Genomic DNA, 16573 nt, shown 5'->3' with positions numbered 1-16573 from the left:
AGCGAATGTAGCAAAAACAAAGTGATTTAAAGCTTAAAATATTTTAGCTCTAAGATGCTATATCCCTAAACTCAATTCCTGACTCCACGTTGAATTCGGTTGCTGATGCAAATGCAAACAAGCTTTTTTAACCGAATTCACAAAATCTTCGCGATGACCTTGCCATTGCTCTAACATGCAATAACACACATGAATTCCCTTGGGATGAAACTCTCTTGCTAATGACTGAGAAAGTGCTCGAATCGCAGCAAATGAACTCTGGCTGAGAGGATCATAATATGCTGAACTCTGAGGTTGAGAACCTAGAAAAATCATAGTTCCGCTTTGTCGCATCAACATTTCACGGATTATCACCTGAGATAAACTGACAGCACTCAAGCCATTATTGTTCCATTCATGCTCAGCTTCTTGAGATAACAAAATATCCATTTCACGAGCATGACTAAAGTAGGCTTGGAAAATACACAATTCAATTTGATGCTTTGAACTTGTGATATGCGAAAGTAGTTTCTTTAATGCATGCTGATCAATCAAATTTATGCGGACTACGGTCAATTGATTGTGCAATTTTTCAATATGAATTTTTTCTTGATTTAAATCATTCACAACGTGATAAACATGCAAAGCATCGATCAGATTGGTCTCAGCGAAACTTTGGCTGAGCTGTTGAATGTCACTGCCAACAACTAGCATACAACCTGTCGCTTTCTTGCCCCATCGAAACAGTTTATTACTCATGATGATCACCCTAAAATTTTTCTTGATGTGGCCTAAGATCTAACTCATGCGTCCATAGATCAGCCGTCTGTTGATAGAGCATCCAATAATTTTCAGCAATTGCATCAATATTCAAACCACCAGTCCCACGCGTCATTCGAGCCAAACGACCTAAACCAAACAGTGCTTTATTGACACGATCCCCATCCACCATGCCATCAATCACCACATGAGCAATATGAATATTTTGAGCCTTATACTGCTGGGCAAGGTTCAAAGCATAAGCTCTCAAAGCAGATTTACCCATAGTAAAAGCAGCAAAAAATGGCTTACCACGCAACGAGGCACTTGCACCCGTAAAGATTAATGTGCCAGCTTGTTGTTGCTGAAAAATTTTTAAACTACTCTGCGAAACCCAAAATGCTGATAAAAAAGTTGAATGCCACATTTTGCTAAAAAACGTCAATGAAGACTGCAAGAAAATCGAAGGGACATTTCCACCCACATTATGAATCACTGCGACCAATTGCTCTTGGCTAAGCGAAATTGATTGAAACAATTGTTGTACCTGTATTGGATCTTCAGCATCTAAACCGTAAGCCACGGCGTCACCATGATTGTTTTTGATCTCGATAGCTATCTGCTCTGCTTTCTCCAGTGTGCGACCCACAACATAGACTTTTAAACCTTCTTGAGCAAAACGGCGGCTCACTGCAGCTCCAATACCTTGCGATGCACCGACACCAACCACCACAACACATTGCTGTCTTTCTGAAAGAGAAATGGTCATAGCGATTACTCAGCTTGCTTGTCATACCAAGCTTTAATTGCAGGTCGACTTAATATTTCTTTACCAAACTGACGGCTCGTGCGAATCACTTCGCCTAACTGTGAGACCACAGCAATATCTGCGATTGTTTGGCTATCCCCAACTAACCAACCTGTCGCTGAAAGCACCTGTTCGATTCGATCTAAGTGTCGTCTAAACTCTGCATGAACATCTTCAGCTTTCATTCGACCAGTGCCCTGAAAAAACAATTGCGTTTTGAGTTCTGCTAAAATAAAGCCTTTAACCATTACTCGTTCATAAGCTGGACGACCTTCGCTACTCATCCGAATAGCTTCCGTCAAAGCCTCTGAATCATTGACACGTAAATAGACCTCATAAAAATACAAGGATTCATCAGCCCAATCTTCCCATAATTCAACAAAAGCTCTTTGTGTCGGATCTTTGGGATAAAGTAAAGCTTGGTCGGGAAAAGCCTCATCTAAGTAGCGCGCAATCCGAGTACTATCTTGGATGCGTTGCTGATGAATATCCACCACAGGAACTTTGCCAACCTTACTCAGCAATGGCACTTTTGCCCCTAAAATTCCATTGTAGTTTATGGTCTCAAAATCAATTCCTTTGAAGCGAAGCATTCTCGCTGCTTTTTGGCAAAACGGCGAAATTTCCCATTGATGAAGAACAACTGAACTCATTTCTTGTTTCTCTTTTATATCTATTTAAATAATAAATTTGATGGATTTTTGATTAGCCAATAACTAGCTCACTCCATCTCCTCACTATTTCCCATAAATGCTTTACATCTTAAATGATGGAAAGCTAGTCAGTCTCAAAAAAGAACTAACCTAAGCAAGGTAACGATGAATCAGAAAACTGTCAATCAATTGACTAAGCTTAAATCTAAAGTTGTCCTGAAATGACAGCATTTACCCCTAAAAGATAAATGAAGAAATTTATCAATATAATTATTGAGCTTTAGAATAATATCGATAAAAAACAATGTGACATTGTTTTTAAATTAAGTTTTCAATGCTCTCGCTTCTGCAATATTATGCTGCTCCACTAAAGTACGAATCGTATATTCATGATTAGTCTTTTGATCACATGCAAATTTACATTTCTGATCGAGTGGCATCGCACTGCCGCCCAATAACGGACAGGCAGCAAATAACTCTGCAACCCAATCAACAAAGACTCTAACCTTGTGTGATAAATGGCGGCTTTGTAAATATACCGCTGAAATCGGCATCGGCGCAGGTGTCCACTGCGGGAGTACTTCTGTTAATGCTCCAGACTCTAAATGATCAGTAAGCATATAACGAGGCCCTTGAATCACCCCAAATCCCTGTAACGCCAAATCAATATAGGCATCTCCATCATTAACCGATACGTTCCCATTGACACTGACACTTTTAATCAAATCATCAACCATAAAATCCCAGTCAAAATTACGACCTGTACGACTTGAAAAGAAATGAATCGCTTGATGATTTTTCTGTAAATCCTCAATAGAAGTTGGTACACCCTTTTTATTTAAATAACAAGATGATGCAGCTGTCGCACATTGGAAAGTTCCAATACGTCTTGCGATTAAACTAGAGTCTTGCAACTCACCAACTCGAATTGCACAATCGACAGCTTCGCCGACCAAATCAACTGGACGATCATTCAACCCAATCACAAGATCAATGTCAGGATAACGTGCATGGAACTCACGTAGTCGAGGAATCAAGATCAGTCGTCCAATCGAGACAGGAACATCAATCCTTAATCGTCCGCGTGGCCCTCTCTCAGCATCATTAAAAGAAGATTCAACATCTTCAACATCCGCTAAGATTCTCACGGTACGGTCATAATACACAGCACCATCTGGGGTTAAACTCAGCTTACGCGTTGTTCGATTAAGCAAGCGAACTTGTAAATGTTTTTCTAAAGATTGAATCGTTGTGGTCACAGAAGCTCGTGGCAAACCCAGCGTATCGGCAGCCAAACTAAAACTGTTGGTTTCAACAACTTTATTAAAAACTTTCATCGCATGAAATAAATCCACAAGCCCACTCCCAATCCAATAATCTAAACAATTATCTAACGATTATTATAAAAATACGAATAGTGTTATCAAATTTAATGTATTTATTCATTATTGACAAACTTTTATCCTCCTTTCATTCCATAAATCCTGTTTCTCCCATACAGACCATAACTAAAAGTCTGAAAACAGGGATCCAAATAACTAGGAGCACCTCATGTCACTTTCTCGCAAACAGCTGACGCTGTCTGCTGTCATTATTGCCATTTTTGCTACAGGTGGCAGTTTTCTTCTCTTTCAAGAAAATGCAGATGCAAAAGCTACCCCAGCAGCGAATTCTCAACCCGCAACCACAGTAGATGTAGCCACAGTTGTCAATAAAACCATTACCGATTGGCAAGAATACTCAGGACGTTTAGAGGCGATTGATCAAGTCGATATACGCCCACAAATTTCAGGTAAACTGATTGCTGTCCACTTCAAAGATGGCAACTTGGTTAATAAAGGCGATTTACTATTTAGCATTGATCCTCGACCATTTGAAGCAGAACTCAACCGCGCCAAAGCTCAACTTGCCTCTGCCGAGGCACAAGTAACGTATAGCTCCGCAAACCTCAGCCGTAACCAACGCTTAATCGAAAGCAATGCCATTGCTCGTCAAGAGCTTGATCAAGCTCAAAATGAAGCTCGCTCAGCAAATGCGAACTTACAAGCGGCTAGAGCTGCCGTAGAATCTGCTCGATTAAATCTGGAATATACCCGAATTACTGCACCTGTCAGTGGTCGAATTTCTAGAGCAGAAGTGACAGTTGGAAACGTAGTTTCAGCTGGAAATGGCGCACAAGTGTTAACTCGACTCGTCTCTGTTTCGCGCTTATATGCCTCTTTTGATGTAGATGAGCAAACCTACCTAAAATATATCAGTAATCAAAGAAACTCAGCTCAAGTGTCAGTGTATATGGGACTTGCAAATGAGTCTGGTTTTTCTCGCCAAGGTTATATCAGCTCCATCGACAATAACCTCGATAGTACTTCAGGCACTATCCGTGTTCGCGCTACTTTTGAAAATCCTACAGGCGTTATGCTCCCAGGACTTTACGCTCGTATTCGTCTTGGTGGAGGACAACCTCGCTCAGCCATTCTCATCAATCCGACTGCAATTGGCGTAGATCAAGACAAGCGCTTTGTGGTTGTGGTAGATGCCAAAAATCAAACTGCATATCGTGAAGTTAAACTGGGTGCTCAACAAGATGGCTTACAAATCGTTGACGCTGGTTTAAAAGCTGGTGAACGTATCGTGGTCAATGGTCTACAACGAATTCGTCCCGGAGATCCAATTACACCACACCTTGTTGCTATGCCAAACGCGCAAATCATTGCAGAGAATAGCTCCTCACAACCTCAGCCTACAGACAAAAACTCAACTTCGGCCAAAGGTTAATCCAATATGAATATATCTAAGTTTTTTATTGATCGGCCGATCTTTGCTGGCGTGCTGTCAGTATTGATTTTGCTGGCGGGTCTACTTTCTGTCTTTAAACTTCCAATTTCCGAATATCCCGAAGTTGTGCCGCCCTCAGTTGTGGTACGTGCCCAATATCCAGGGGCAAACCCTAAAGTGATTGCAGAGACCGTGGCTTCTCCGTTAGAAGAATCTATTAACGGCGTTGAAGACATGCTGTACATGCAGTCTCAAGCAAACAGTGACGGCAACCTAACGATTACAGTGAACTTCAAACTAGGTGTTGATCCTGATAAAGCACAACAACTGGTACAGAACCGTGTTTCGCAAGCGTTGCCCCGCCTCCCAGAAGATGTACAACGTTTAGGTGTTACAACACTAAAAAGCTCGCCAACTTTAACCATGGTTGTACATCTAACATCTCCAGATAATCGCTACGATATGACTTATCTGAGGAACCATGCAGTCCTCAACGTCAAAGATCGTTTGGCTCGTTTGCAGGGTGTTGGCGAAGTTGGGCTGTTTGGTTCTGGCGATTATGCGATGCGAGTTTGGCTTGATCCACAGAAAGTCGCTCAACGAAATCTCACTGCCACTGAAGTCGTCAATGCAATTCGTGAACAAAACATTCAAGTTGCAGCGGGAACTATCGGGGCTGCGCCCAATGATTCACCCTTGCAACTTTCTGTGAATGCTCAAGGTCGTTTAAGTACTGAACAAGAATTCTCCGATATTATTTTAAAAACAGCTGCTGATGGTGCTGTGACCAAACTCGGCGATGTCGCGCGCGTTGAGCTTGCAGCATCTCAATATGGCTTACGTTCATTACTGGACAATAAGCAAGCAGTCGCAATTCCAATTTTCCAAGCACCGGGTGCTAATGCCTTACAAGTTTCTGATCAAGTGCGTAGCACCATGCAGGAACTTTCTAAAGATTTTCCATCCTCGATTAAATACGACATTGTTTACGATCCAACTCAGTTCGTACGTGCCAGTATCAAGGCTGTTATTCATACCTTACTTGAAGCGATTGCTCTAGTTGTCGTGGTTGTAATCCTATTTCTACAAACATGGCGAGCATCCATCATTCCTTTACTCGCTGTACCTGTTTCGATTATTGGTACATTTGCACTGATGCTGGCGTTTGGTTATTCCATCAATGCACTTTCGCTATTCGGGATGGTTCTCGCTATCGGAATCGTAGTCGATGATGCGATCGTCGTGGTGGAAAATGTTGAGAGGAATATTGAAGCGGGTTTAAGCCCAAGAGATGCGACTTATCGTGCCATGCGTGAAGTGAGCGGCCCGATTATTGCGATTGCCCTGACTCTTGTTGCCGTGTTCGTCCCTCTTGCATTCATGACAGGTTTAACAGGTCAGTTTTATAAGCAATTCGCAATGACGATTGCTATTTCAACTGTCATTTCAGCATTCAACTCACTTACCCTTTCGCCTGCCTTAGCAGCGATGTTGCTGAAAGGTCACGATGCCAAACCTGATGCATTAACACGTTTTATGAATCGTGTCTTTGGACGCTTCTTTGCATTATTCAATCGCGTGTTCTCTCGTGCTTCGGACAAATACGGTCGAGGCGTGAACCGCGTCATTTCCCATAAAGCTTCAGCAATGGGTGTCTATGCTGCATTGCTTGGTCTGACCATTGGGATTTCATATATCGTTCCCGGAGGATTTGTTCCTGCTCAAGATAAACAATACCTGATTAGTTTTGCCCAATTACCAAATGGTGCTTCACTCGACCGCACTGAAACTGTGATCCGAAAAATGAGTGATGCCGCGCTCAAACAACCCGGCGTCGAAAGTGCCGTGGCATTCCCCGGTTTATCCATAAATGGCTTTACCAACAGCTCAAGTGCAGGGATCGTCTTTGTCACCTTAAAACCATTTGATGAACGTAAAGGCGCTGATCTTTCAGCCAATGCGATTGCTGGTGCATTAAATCAAAAATATGCTGCGATTCAAGATGCTTATATTGCGGTATTCCCACCACCACCTGTGATGGGCTTAGGTACGATGGGTGGCTTTAAACTACAACTTGAGGATCGTGGTGCATTAGGTTACTCAGCCCTAAATGATGCCGCACAATCCTTTATGAAAGCAGCACAGTCCGCACCCGAATTAGGGCCAATGTTCTCTAGTTATCAAATCAATGTTCCACAATTAAATGTAGATTTAGATCGTGTTAAAGCCAAACAACAAGGTGTTGCAATCACCGATGTATTTAATACCATGCAAATCTACTTGGGTTCGCAATACGTCAATGATTTCAACCGTTTTGGTCGTGTCTATCAAGTGCGTGCTCAAGCAGATGCACCGTTCCGTGCCAATCCAGAAGACATTTCACAGCTCAAAACACGAAATGATGCTGGGCAAATGGTTCCACTCTCTTCATTGGTGAAAGTCACACAAACCTACGGTCCAGAAATGGTCGTGCGATATAACGGCTACACTGCGGCAGATATTAACGGCGGTCCTGCGCCGGGATATTCTTCAAGCCAAGCAGAGACCGCTGTTGAACGCATTGCAGCAGAAACCTTGCCGCGTGGGGTAAAATTTGAATGGACAGATTTAACCTATCAAAAAATCTTAGCGGGTAATGCAGGATTGTGGGTATTTCCAATCAGTGTCTTACTCGTGTTCTTGGTTTTAGCTGCACAATACGAAAGCCTTACCCTTCCTTTGGCTGTTATTTTGATTGTTCCAATGGGTATATTGGCAGCACTGGCTGGAGTCTGGTTCACGGGTGGCGATAACAACATCTTTACCCAAATTGGACTCATGGTGCTCGTCGGGCTGGCCTGTAAAAATGCGATATTAATTGTCGAGTTTGCCCGTGAACTAGAAATGCAAGGTGCTACGGCATTTAAAGCAGCTGTTGAAGCAAGTCGTTTACGTTTACGCCCAATTTTGATGACCTCGATTGCCTTCATTATGGGTGTAATTCCACTCGTAACATCGACAGGTGCTGGTTCAGAAATGCGCCATGCCATGGGTGTAGCGGTGTTCTTTGGGATGATCGGGGTAACATTATGCGGTCTATTCCTCACCCCAGCATTTTATGTCCTGATTCGTACATTGAATAGCAAACATAAATTGCATTCTGCTGCGGTACACGAAGCACCTTTACATAACCCGAATCATCAATAAGGAGGACATTTGATGAAAGCATCTACGCCAAAATGGCTATTGTCCTCACTGATGGGAAGCCTGCTGCTCGCAGGCTGCTCCCTTGCGCCTGAATATCAACCAGCACAAGTGATTATTCCTATCAAATTTAAAGAAGCAAATTCGACACTTGAAAACGAACAATGGAAGATTGCTCAACCCGCCGATGAACACATTCGAGGTGAATGGTGGCGTGTCTTTAATGATCCTCAACTGAATGAACTTGAACAGCAAGCTATTTCAGGTAATCAGAATCTAAAAAGAGCGGCAGCAAATATTCAATCATCGCGTGCACTAAGATCAGCAGCACAATCCGAGCGCTTACCGAGTATTGGTGCAGGTTTTGGACCGACACGCCAGAAACCATCCCCTGCATCATTAGGACTGGATGCGGATGCACCAACCTCAGCAAGTACTCTATGGCGAGCACAAGCAAACGTTTCATACGAATTAGATTTATTCGGACGGATCGCAAGTAGTGTGAATGCTGCAACAGCAGATGTTCAGCAACAAGAAGCGTTGTATCACTCTGCTCTACTTGCACTTCAAGCAGATGTTGCTCAAACCTATTTTTTGATTCGACAATTAGATACCGAGCAAGTGATTTATCAGCAGAATATCCAACTGCTCACTGAAACACGCGATTTAATGCAACTTCGTTATCGCAATGGCTTAGTTAGTGAATTGGACTTTTCCCGTGCCCAAACCGAATTATCAACTGCGCAAAGTGACGCATTAAATATTGCGCGTAGTCGAGCGACAGCTGAACATGCACTCGCAGTATTGTTGGGTAAAACGCCAGCGGAATTCAGTTTAACAACTCAACCTGTTAATTCGGATCTCGTTGTTTTGCCTGCTGGACTTCCATCCTCTCTGCTTGAACGTCGTCCTGATATCGCTGCGGCGGAACGAGCTATGGCAGCAAATAATGCACGTATTGGTATAGCCCGCGCTGCATTTTTCCCCAAATTAGATCTCACTGGTGCATTCGGATACGAGTCAGCAAGTTTAGGGAGCTTAGGGAACTGGTCAAGCCGAACCTTTTTATTAGGTCCTGTTGCCGGCACAATTTTATCTTTGCCTTTGTTTGATGGTGGACAACGTAAGGCTGGCGTTGCTCAAGCGCGTGCAGCTTATGAAGAAAGCGTCGCTGGTTATCGGCAAACCGTCTTAAATGCATTTCGTGAAGTTGAAAATGGCTTGTCTGATCAACGCATCCTTGATCAACAAATACAGGCTCAAAATTTAGCACTAAAATCGAGTAAGCATGCCAATCAACTGGCACATTTACGTTATCGTGAAGGTGCAGTGAGCTATTTAGATGTGATTGATTCCGATCGAAATCTATTACAACAGCAACAACGCGCTGCACAACTGAATGGAGATCGTATGCTTGCAAGCGTAGATTTAATCCGTGCTTTAGGTGGTGGTTGGGAATCTGTACCTGCTAAAACAGCGTTGTAATCTTTTGATCGATGGCACTAGATAAGTTTTGGACTCGTCTAGTGCTTTTTTATAAAACGTCCTACTTCAACGGCGAAAACCCCACAACAATTATAGTTATGGAATTTCTTTTAAATTACTCAAAATAAATGCATCAAATCAATTCAGTAGAACCGATAGGATTTAAAGAAAAGTCAGTTCTTCACACTCAAATTAATTTGAATGAACGATATCAATAAAACGATAGATACGGCCATCTTTTGGATTTTCATAGAGCAATTCCATATTCGGTCGCAAAATCTCACCTTCAATTTCAATATGCTCAATGCGTTTAAATAAAGGAATCTCTAGATCATTTACCTTGCTAATTAAAGCAATTGCAACATTTTCGGTTTCAAACTGATCCTTTACTTTGATTTGTATATTTTTCATTGAAAAAACTTCCATTTTAAAAATTTGAAAAACACAGCTGAACTAAGGTTTAAATGAAAAAAGTGACAATAAAGTGAAAATAAAAGCAGCTGTGCGATGTAAGGTTAAGTTGATTCCATAAAGGAGTCTTGTGCTAAATTTTGCAAAGAAAATATGGCAAATTACAGCTAAACTTGTCGACAAAATGGTTGTAACAAAAAATATTAAAAATAATTTATATATTAAAAACAAAATCTTAAATAAGAACTCATGAGTTCAACACATGACGTCAACCTTTTTTAAAATGCATACTAGATCACATATTAATATAAATTTTTCAATTATATGTCTCTGTTTTTCATTCTAAAAACTTATAGATTTTTTAAATTTTTATCTGATCATAGTGGCTAAAAGTATCTCAATCACTTTTTAGATGTTCACAATAGTAAGACTGAGATTAAGTGATAAATATAAAAAAAGCCACATCTGGAGAATGTGGCCAAGGGTATTGCTTTGCTTGCTACGGTGTTTGCCGTATCTTTAAATTAATGTACTAAACTTAAAGAAATCTGAATTTTTAAACTTTTTGATTTTAATGGGCGGTTTAACTCATTTATATGCCATCATCAAGCTGCTGATTAATCGTCAATGCACGCTAAGACCCTGAATATTAAAGCATCTAATTTTTTGACAGATTTTAGTCTAACATGGAGCATTGAGCTAAATTTTACCCTTAATATGAACTGAAGCTTAGAAACGTTTAAATAAACCGAACTATTTTTCAATTCATACCTCATCTGGTACAGGCATTATTGATATGGAAATCGATGAAGATTTAACTTTACGGAAAATTCAAATATTCCTCGCATTTATGCGTTATGGCAACCTTTCAAAAACAGCCGCCGAAATGCAAATCAGTAATGTTAGCGTACATAAAGCATTGCACTCTTTAGAAAATAGCTTGCGATGTCCTCTATTCAAAAATGAAGGACGGAATTTAATTCCCCTAAAAAGTGCATATGTTTTACAAGAGAACTCACAGAAAATTGTTCAAGACATTGTTACCGCTGTAAATAAAACCAGAGAAGCAGCAGGTTTCGCGGCAAAAGTATTGCATTTAGGTTCGTTATATTCACTTACGGTCAATACCATTCCCAACGTGATTAGTGGTCTGAAGTTGAGGCGTGGTGAGTTGGATATTCAACTCTTGCTAAGCTCTAATCTCGATTTAGTTAAAAAATTAAAAACGACTGAATTAGATGCCATTATCGTTGCTTTAAATGAAACAACATCTGATGCTGATTTTGAAAGTTTAGCAATGTTTCAAGATGATATTCATTTAGCTGTGAATAAGAATTCTCCGCTTGCGAGCCTCGAAGAAATCGACTTAAGTACATTAAAAGATGAAACGTTTTTAACCCTATCCAAAGGCTTTGCAACACGTCATGACAGTGACGTCGTATTTGAAAAAGCAGGCATAGATCCTAAAGTCTTTTTACAGGTTAGCGATATTTTTACTTTAATCAGTATGGTGAGTACAGGAGTGGGTTTAGCCTTATTACCCGGTCGTATCTCAACCATCTATGAAAGTTCAGTCAAGTTGATTCCTCTGCAATCGCCTTATCAAATCAAACAAGAAATTGGCTTAGTCTTTCTAAAGAGTAAGGAGCGAGATCCGAACCTCTTAGCATTAATTGCTGAATGCAGAATGTTTGCGCGACAGTATATATAAATATTAAAGGGAGATGATTCTGTCTGAACCATCTCCCCCTCATCTGTTAAAGCAAAATATATTTAACTGAAAATCGCATTTACCGTTAAGAAAAATATAGACGGTGCTAACAAGCATCCAAGACCTGTATAAAATGTTGCAACCAATGCACCATAAGGAACTAATCTAACATCTGTACCCGCCAAACCTGCTGCTGTGCCGCTGGTAGTACCCGCCAACCCTCCAAAGACCATCGCAGAACGCGGACTTTTGAGATACATAAACTTTGCAAGCAAGGGTGTGCCAATCATAAAAAATACCGATTTAATCAGACCAATCGCGATAGACAAAGCAATCACATCTGAACTTGCACCAATAGCCGAACCTGTAATTGGCCCAACGATATAGGTCATCGCACCTGCACCAATCGTCGTCATAGACACAGGATCTTTGTATCCCAAGAACCAAGCAACTACAACGCCGATTACAAAGGGCACTACACAGCCTAAAAGCAAGGCAACTAATCCAACTTTACCCGCCTTTTTTACCTCTTTAACATCAACTTCGAAAGCTGTTGAAGCAATCGCGAGATCACGAATCATTGCCCCGCCCAATAATGCAAATCCCGAAAAAATTGCAATATCAGATATACCCTTGGTCCCGTTTGTATAAACACCTGCAAAATAGGCAACCACCAATCCCAAAGTGATCGCAATCGCTGAACTCTGTAATTTTCCTTTGGTTAAATATTTAGACAGTAAGTGTGAAACAAACATCATTAGCCCAGTTACCGCAAGTGCTGTCACAAGTGCATTTTTTACTGAGAACCGCTATTAAAGTTTCCATCTCATAATTCCTTTATGATTTTATCGTTTTAAGCTGTTTTTTCCGTTGTTTCGATAGACCATTCATAAGTTTCATAGTCGCCACTAATACGATTTAAATATCGAATTACAAGCACGGTTCCGATCAGCGATGCAACGGATACAATAATTCCAAGTAAACCACCTGATAGTGCAGCAACGACATTTTGACCTGCTGACATTGCCACTACGATTGGAATGTACATACCAGACCAATATAAAATTCCGAATTGAGTGACTTGTGGTAAATAACCTTTTTTGCCAATAGTTCTTTGGCCAATATCAGTAAAAGCATGGAAATCGCCACACCACCTACATTTGCTTTTACGCCGAGTAACATACCCAATGTATTACCAAAGTAATCACCTAATAAATGACAAATCGCTAAAATAGCTGTTCCGTATATAATCATTTTAAATTTCCTCTATCCTTTGAGTTACATCATTTTTTGATTAGGCGTTATACAAAATCGTTGTCCTTTTGCATTGCCATAATCAGATTTTCAAGTTGTGTATTTTGAAAGGATAATAGTGTTCCTTCTTTAAATACTTTACGTGCTAAACCTGTTAAAACCGTTCCTGGTAAAGCCTCGATCTGTAAGCGTGCGCCTCGTTCCCAAGCTGCTTGAACAGTGTTGTGCCAATCAATCATCCGACTCATATTAAAAACAAGATCATCAATAATCTGAGTATCTGTTCTCAGTAGCCGTGCAGATGTACCACTTAAATATTGAATTGTAGGTTGCTGTGAATTGATTCCCTCCACGAAGCCAGCGAGCTGCTGTGCTTGTTTGTCCAATAACACACAATGTGATGGCACACTGATCTCTACTTTTTTCGTTGTTGCACCTTGTTGGTTTGCTAATAATGCAACCCGTTGCATAGCATCCAATGATCCCGAAATTACGATTTGATTTTCGGCATTTAGATTTGCGATAAAAACTTCTGCATCTTGCTCATGAACTTCTGAAACCCAGTTTTCAACCTGAGAGCGATCAGCGCCAATGATGGCCGTCATTCCATATCCACTTGGATAAGCTTGCTGCATCAATTGACCACGTTTCGCAACTAGGCGCACACCATCTTCAAACTGAATGACATTGGCTACTGTTGCTGCTGCCCAAGCCCCAATGGATAAACCAGCGACAAACTTGGGTTGAAATCCTTGTTCTTGCAACAATGCAGAACTCACAACACCCGCGATATATAAGCAAAGTTGAACTGAATAAGTAGACTTTAAAGCCTCAGCCTGATCCAATAACATGACGTTTTCTTTCAAAACATCAGAGGCCTGTTCAAGGTACTGATTGACCAAAGGATGTTGCGGAAGATCGTGCAACATATTGACCTTTTGAGCACCTTGCCCTGGATATACCCATATCGAGCTCATTTTGCTATTCCCTTAGCTCCAAGGATTGTCTATCAAAACAGCCTTATCATTGCGTTTTAGTAAGACATTCCCTGTTGTCCCTGCCCATTCTCTCAATGCAACACCACCTTGTGGAGTTTGTAACTGCACATCGAGCTTCATATTCAAATCATCTAATTGCCCTAAGATATTTTGAGCATCCAACTTTGAAACTGGTTCTTGAGCACGGATTAATAAATCAATATCACTATTTTCATTCACCGTTTTCAACCCAGTTGCGAGTTCAAAACCCACGCTTCCCGTATATCCCCATGAGAAATTGAAACCTTGCATCAAGTTATAAACTGCGGCTAATTTCCCCTGAAGATGTGGAAATTGGCTCAAATCTGTATCAATTAAACTTTCAGGTTTCACGCATTTGCTTATGGCGTTTACTGGCATTTCTAATGCCAACCGATGGCACCGTTGCTTACCGCGTATCCCAACCGCAATATTTCTAGGATTGGTTACTGCACGTCTAACCACCACGGGTCTTTGCTCAGACACAGCTTCAACCACCCATTGCGACACATCATCTGGCAAAAGTTCTGGAGTTATTCCCCACAGCAAATCGTGAGGTTGGAACGTGGTCATGACCATTGCTCACGTAACAGTTCACGCACGCGTTTGGACGCACTACGGTTTTCAGCATTCAAGCGATGTTTTAGATCATGGGTTCCTTGCTGTTTAATATCCGCAAAAGCTGCTGTTAATGCCTGTTGTATTTGCTGAATATCTAAAACAGAAGGTTGATCAGCATTACTCACGTCTAAAATATCTGATAACAATCCTAAAGAGTTATAACTCTCGATGTCATACGCCATTGGTGGAATATTGGCTGCTAATCGTTCTAACTCCTCAACGGTCCGTAAAGTCACGCGTGCCGCAGACTCTTTGCCCATCGCATGTACCATCACACCTTGATCTTTTAAGGCGAGAATACGATTTGCTTGATAACCATGTGCTAAAAATGCACCTGACATTGATTTTCCAACCAGCAGACTAACAATCGGATGACCTGCTAAACGGGCACGCGCATAGCTATCTACAGCTCCCGCAAGCGCTTGATGAATACCGAGCACTTCCTCTCTACGACCATAAGCCTGACTCGGTACATCAACAATACATAGGATTCCGCGCTTTTCTGCACGATCTTGATCGGCTTCAATAACCTGATCAACCGCACGAGCCAATGACCATCCTTCTAATAATCCAACCTCACCTTGACGTGCTCTTGGATATAGGTTCTGTTCATTATTCACGACACAAAAAACACGAGTCGGTATACCATTTAATTGGCCATCAGCAATAAGCAACGATGCTATTCCGCTATCAACTGCCTGAAACTGATCTGTTAAAGCACCAAACCAGTGTCGTCCTCTTGATGAGTTCTTAATTGCATTTACATCCATGTTCATGCTTTTTCTCCTCGATATAATTCTTGGACTTCAGTCGGTGAAATCTGTTGAGAGGTATCCACTTGAGTAAGCTTAGATAGATAAAATTCAGCTTGTGTACTGCGTTGCACAGCTGGAATACCTTGCGCTATAAAACTAATAATTTGTTGCTTAATTTGCTCACGATCATCTTCAACAAATGCATCAACAAGCCCACACGCAAAACGTTGTTCACCACCCGTGATACTCCAAATAAATGGTCGATCTTTGGCGTTATACTCATTGCTACCAGCTTCTTGTTCAATTACTTGGGGGCCATTCAGACCTAAACGACCTTCTTGCGTGATGACCAAGTAACTACATAAACCTGCTGCAATTGACATTCCTCCGAAACATCCCACACTGCCAGCCACAACGCCTATCACAGGTTGATATTGTCTGAGTTCCACAATCGCGGATTGAATTTCAGCAATCGCGGCGAGTCCTAAATTCGCTTCTTGCAAACGAACGCCACCTGTTTCAAGTAACAAAATCGCAGTAGTAGGAATATTATTTTGGTTATCTTCTATCGCCAATTCCAAAGCACCAGCGATCTTAGCACCACCAACTTCGCCTAAACTGCCGCCTTGGAACATGCCTTCGATAGAAATCACCACCACAGGTTTTTGCTGAATCGTTCCTTTAATGACAACCACGCCATCGTCGGCTTGAGGAACAATATTTTGCTTCGGCAGCCACGGCGACATCATGCGACTAAAAGGATCAAGTAACTCTTTAAAACTACCTTGATCAAACAAAGATTTAGCCCGTTCACGCGCATCTAGCTCAATAAAACTTTGCTTGCTGAGTAAGTAATCAATATCAACCACGTTGCACCTCCTCAAAAGCCTGCTCTAAACGTAATCTCACCACACCAGGCGTCGCACCAAAATCATGAATATCAATATGAACTGCGGGTGTATTTGATTCTAAAAAAATGCGATCGAATAAATTTTTCCACCGTTGTTCACTGCCATCAACCGATGTCATCACTTGAATGGTGGTTTTTCCTGAATGACTTGGTTCCATCAAAATTTCTAAATCACCAGAGCCAACACAGCCCACTAAAGCTGATTTGTCTGGCGAATGACTCGCTGTAAATTCAAAATTAAGTATTTCCATTG

The 16573-nt window shown here is 41.3% G+C and carries 14 protein-coding genes and 2 pseudogenes; 4 read left to right on the top strand and 12 right to left on the bottom strand.

Annotated features, from left to right (window positions below; translation table 11 throughout):
* Nucleotides 1–57 precede the first annotated feature (57 nt).
* The 4 genes from ACT4_RS08215 to ACT4_RS08200 all read right to left on the bottom strand — a co-directional run bounded on the left by ACT4_RS08215 (nucleotide 58) and on the right by ACT4_RS08200 (nucleotide 3554).
* Nucleotides 58–738, bottom strand: coding sequence for an SDR family NAD(P)-dependent oxidoreductase (locus tag ACT4_RS08215; RefSeq protein WP_007481327.1), 681 nt, complete (start codon nucleotides 736–738; stop codon nucleotides 58–60).
* Between the two features lie 10 nt (nucleotides 739–748).
* Entirely contained in the window at nucleotides 749–1507 is a 759-nt protein-coding gene (locus tag ACT4_RS08210) for an SDR family NAD(P)-dependent oxidoreductase (protein ID WP_007481326.1), read from the bottom strand.
* A 5-nt stretch (nucleotides 1508–1512) separates the two neighbouring features.
* Nucleotides 1513–2199, bottom strand: coding sequence for a glutathione S-transferase family protein (locus ACT4_RS08205; protein ID WP_007481325.1), 687 nt, complete (start codon nucleotides 2197–2199; stop codon nucleotides 1513–1515).
* Nucleotides 2200–2522: 323 nt separating this feature from the next.
* Nucleotides 2523–3554, bottom strand: coding sequence for a LysR family transcriptional regulator (locus ACT4_RS08200; protein WP_007481324.1), 1032 nt, complete (start codon nucleotides 3552–3554; stop codon nucleotides 2523–2525).
* Between the two features lie 196 nt (nucleotides 3555–3750).
* Here ACT4_RS08200 and ACT4_RS08195 point away from each other — a divergent pair, with 196 nt between their 5' ends.
* Genes ACT4_RS08195 through ACT4_RS08185 form a run of 3 tightly spaced genes read left to right on the top strand, consistent with a single transcriptional unit; the run spans nucleotide 3751 to nucleotide 9642 of the window.
* Entirely contained in the window at nucleotides 3751–4974 is a 1224-nt protein-coding gene (locus ACT4_RS08195; RefSeq protein WP_007481323.1) for an efflux RND transporter periplasmic adaptor subunit, read from the top strand.
* A gap of 6 nt (nucleotides 4975–4980) precedes the next feature.
* Entirely contained in the window at nucleotides 4981–8160 is a 3180-nt protein-coding gene (adeG, locus tag ACT4_RS08190; RefSeq protein WP_007481322.1) for a multidrug efflux RND transporter permease subunit AdeG, read from the top strand.
* Nucleotides 8161–8172: 12 nt separating this feature from the next.
* Complete coding sequence (locus tag ACT4_RS08185) at nucleotides 8173–9642, top strand: efflux transporter outer membrane subunit (protein WP_007481321.1); 1470 nt, start codon at nucleotides 8173–8175, stop codon at nucleotides 9640–9642.
* A 192-nt stretch (nucleotides 9643–9834) separates the two neighbouring features.
* Here the strand turns inward: ACT4_RS08185 and ACT4_RS08180 are convergent, their stop codons facing one another.
* On the bottom strand, nucleotides 9835–10053 hold the full coding sequence (locus tag ACT4_RS08180; protein ID WP_004880972.1) for a hypothetical protein: 219 nt from the start codon (nucleotides 10051–10053) through the stop codon (nucleotides 9835–9837).
* A gap of 796 nt (nucleotides 10054–10849) precedes the next feature.
* Here ACT4_RS08180 and ACT4_RS08175 point away from each other — a divergent pair.
* A complete protein-coding gene (locus ACT4_RS08175; RefSeq protein ID WP_007481319.1) occupies nucleotides 10850–11764 on the top strand; it encodes a LysR substrate-binding domain-containing protein in 915 nt (304 codons plus the stop codon).
* A 62-nt stretch (nucleotides 11765–11826) separates the two neighbouring features.
* Here ACT4_RS08175 and madM read toward each other — a convergent pair.
* From madM to ACT4_RS08140, 7 genes and pseudogenes are all read right to left on the bottom strand, one after another.
* Nucleotides 11827–12589: pseudogene (gene madM, locus ACT4_RS08170) on the bottom strand (malonate transporter subunit MadM).
* A gap of 28 nt (nucleotides 12590–12617) precedes the next feature.
* Nucleotides 12618–13018: pseudogene (gene madL, locus ACT4_RS08165) on the bottom strand (malonate transporter subunit MadL).
* A 47-nt stretch (nucleotides 13019–13065) separates the two neighbouring features.
* Nucleotides 13066–13995, bottom strand: a complete 930-nt coding sequence (gene mdcH, locus ACT4_RS08160; protein ID WP_007481311.1) for a malonate decarboxylase subunit epsilon — start codon at nucleotides 13993–13995, stop codon at nucleotides 13066–13068.
* A 12-nt stretch (nucleotides 13996–14007) separates the two neighbouring features.
* A complete protein-coding gene (locus ACT4_RS08155; protein WP_007481310.1) occupies nucleotides 14008–14613 on the bottom strand; it encodes a malonate decarboxylase holo-ACP synthase in 606 nt (201 codons plus the stop codon).
* Nucleotides 14604–15431, bottom strand: coding sequence for a biotin-independent malonate decarboxylase subunit gamma (mdcE, locus tag ACT4_RS08150; RefSeq protein WP_007481308.1), 828 nt, complete (start codon nucleotides 15429–15431; stop codon nucleotides 14604–14606). Before mdcE ends, ACT4_RS08155 begins: the two co-directional genes overlap by 10 nt.
* Complete coding sequence (locus ACT4_RS08145) at nucleotides 15428–16279, bottom strand: biotin-independent malonate decarboxylase subunit beta (RefSeq protein ID WP_007481306.1); 852 nt, start codon at nucleotides 16277–16279, stop codon at nucleotides 15428–15430. Before ACT4_RS08145 ends, mdcE begins: the two co-directional genes overlap by 4 nt.
* Nucleotides 16272–16571 carry a malonate decarboxylase subunit delta gene (locus tag ACT4_RS08140; RefSeq protein WP_007481304.1) on the bottom strand — a complete coding sequence of 100 codons (300 nt, stop codon included), beginning with the start codon at nucleotides 16569–16571 and terminating at the stop codon, nucleotides 16272–16274. The genes ACT4_RS08145 and ACT4_RS08140 overlap by 8 nt, the downstream gene beginning before the upstream one ends.
* Between the last annotated feature and the right edge of the window lie 2 nt (nucleotides 16572–16573).

Origin of the sequence: Acinetobacter sp. NBRC 100985 (assembly GCF_000241225.1) — a bacterium.
Lineage (GTDB): Bacteria > Pseudomonadota > Gammaproteobacteria > Pseudomonadales > Moraxellaceae > Acinetobacter > Acinetobacter venetianus.
This window is presented reverse-complemented; position numbering and strand designations above follow the sequence as displayed.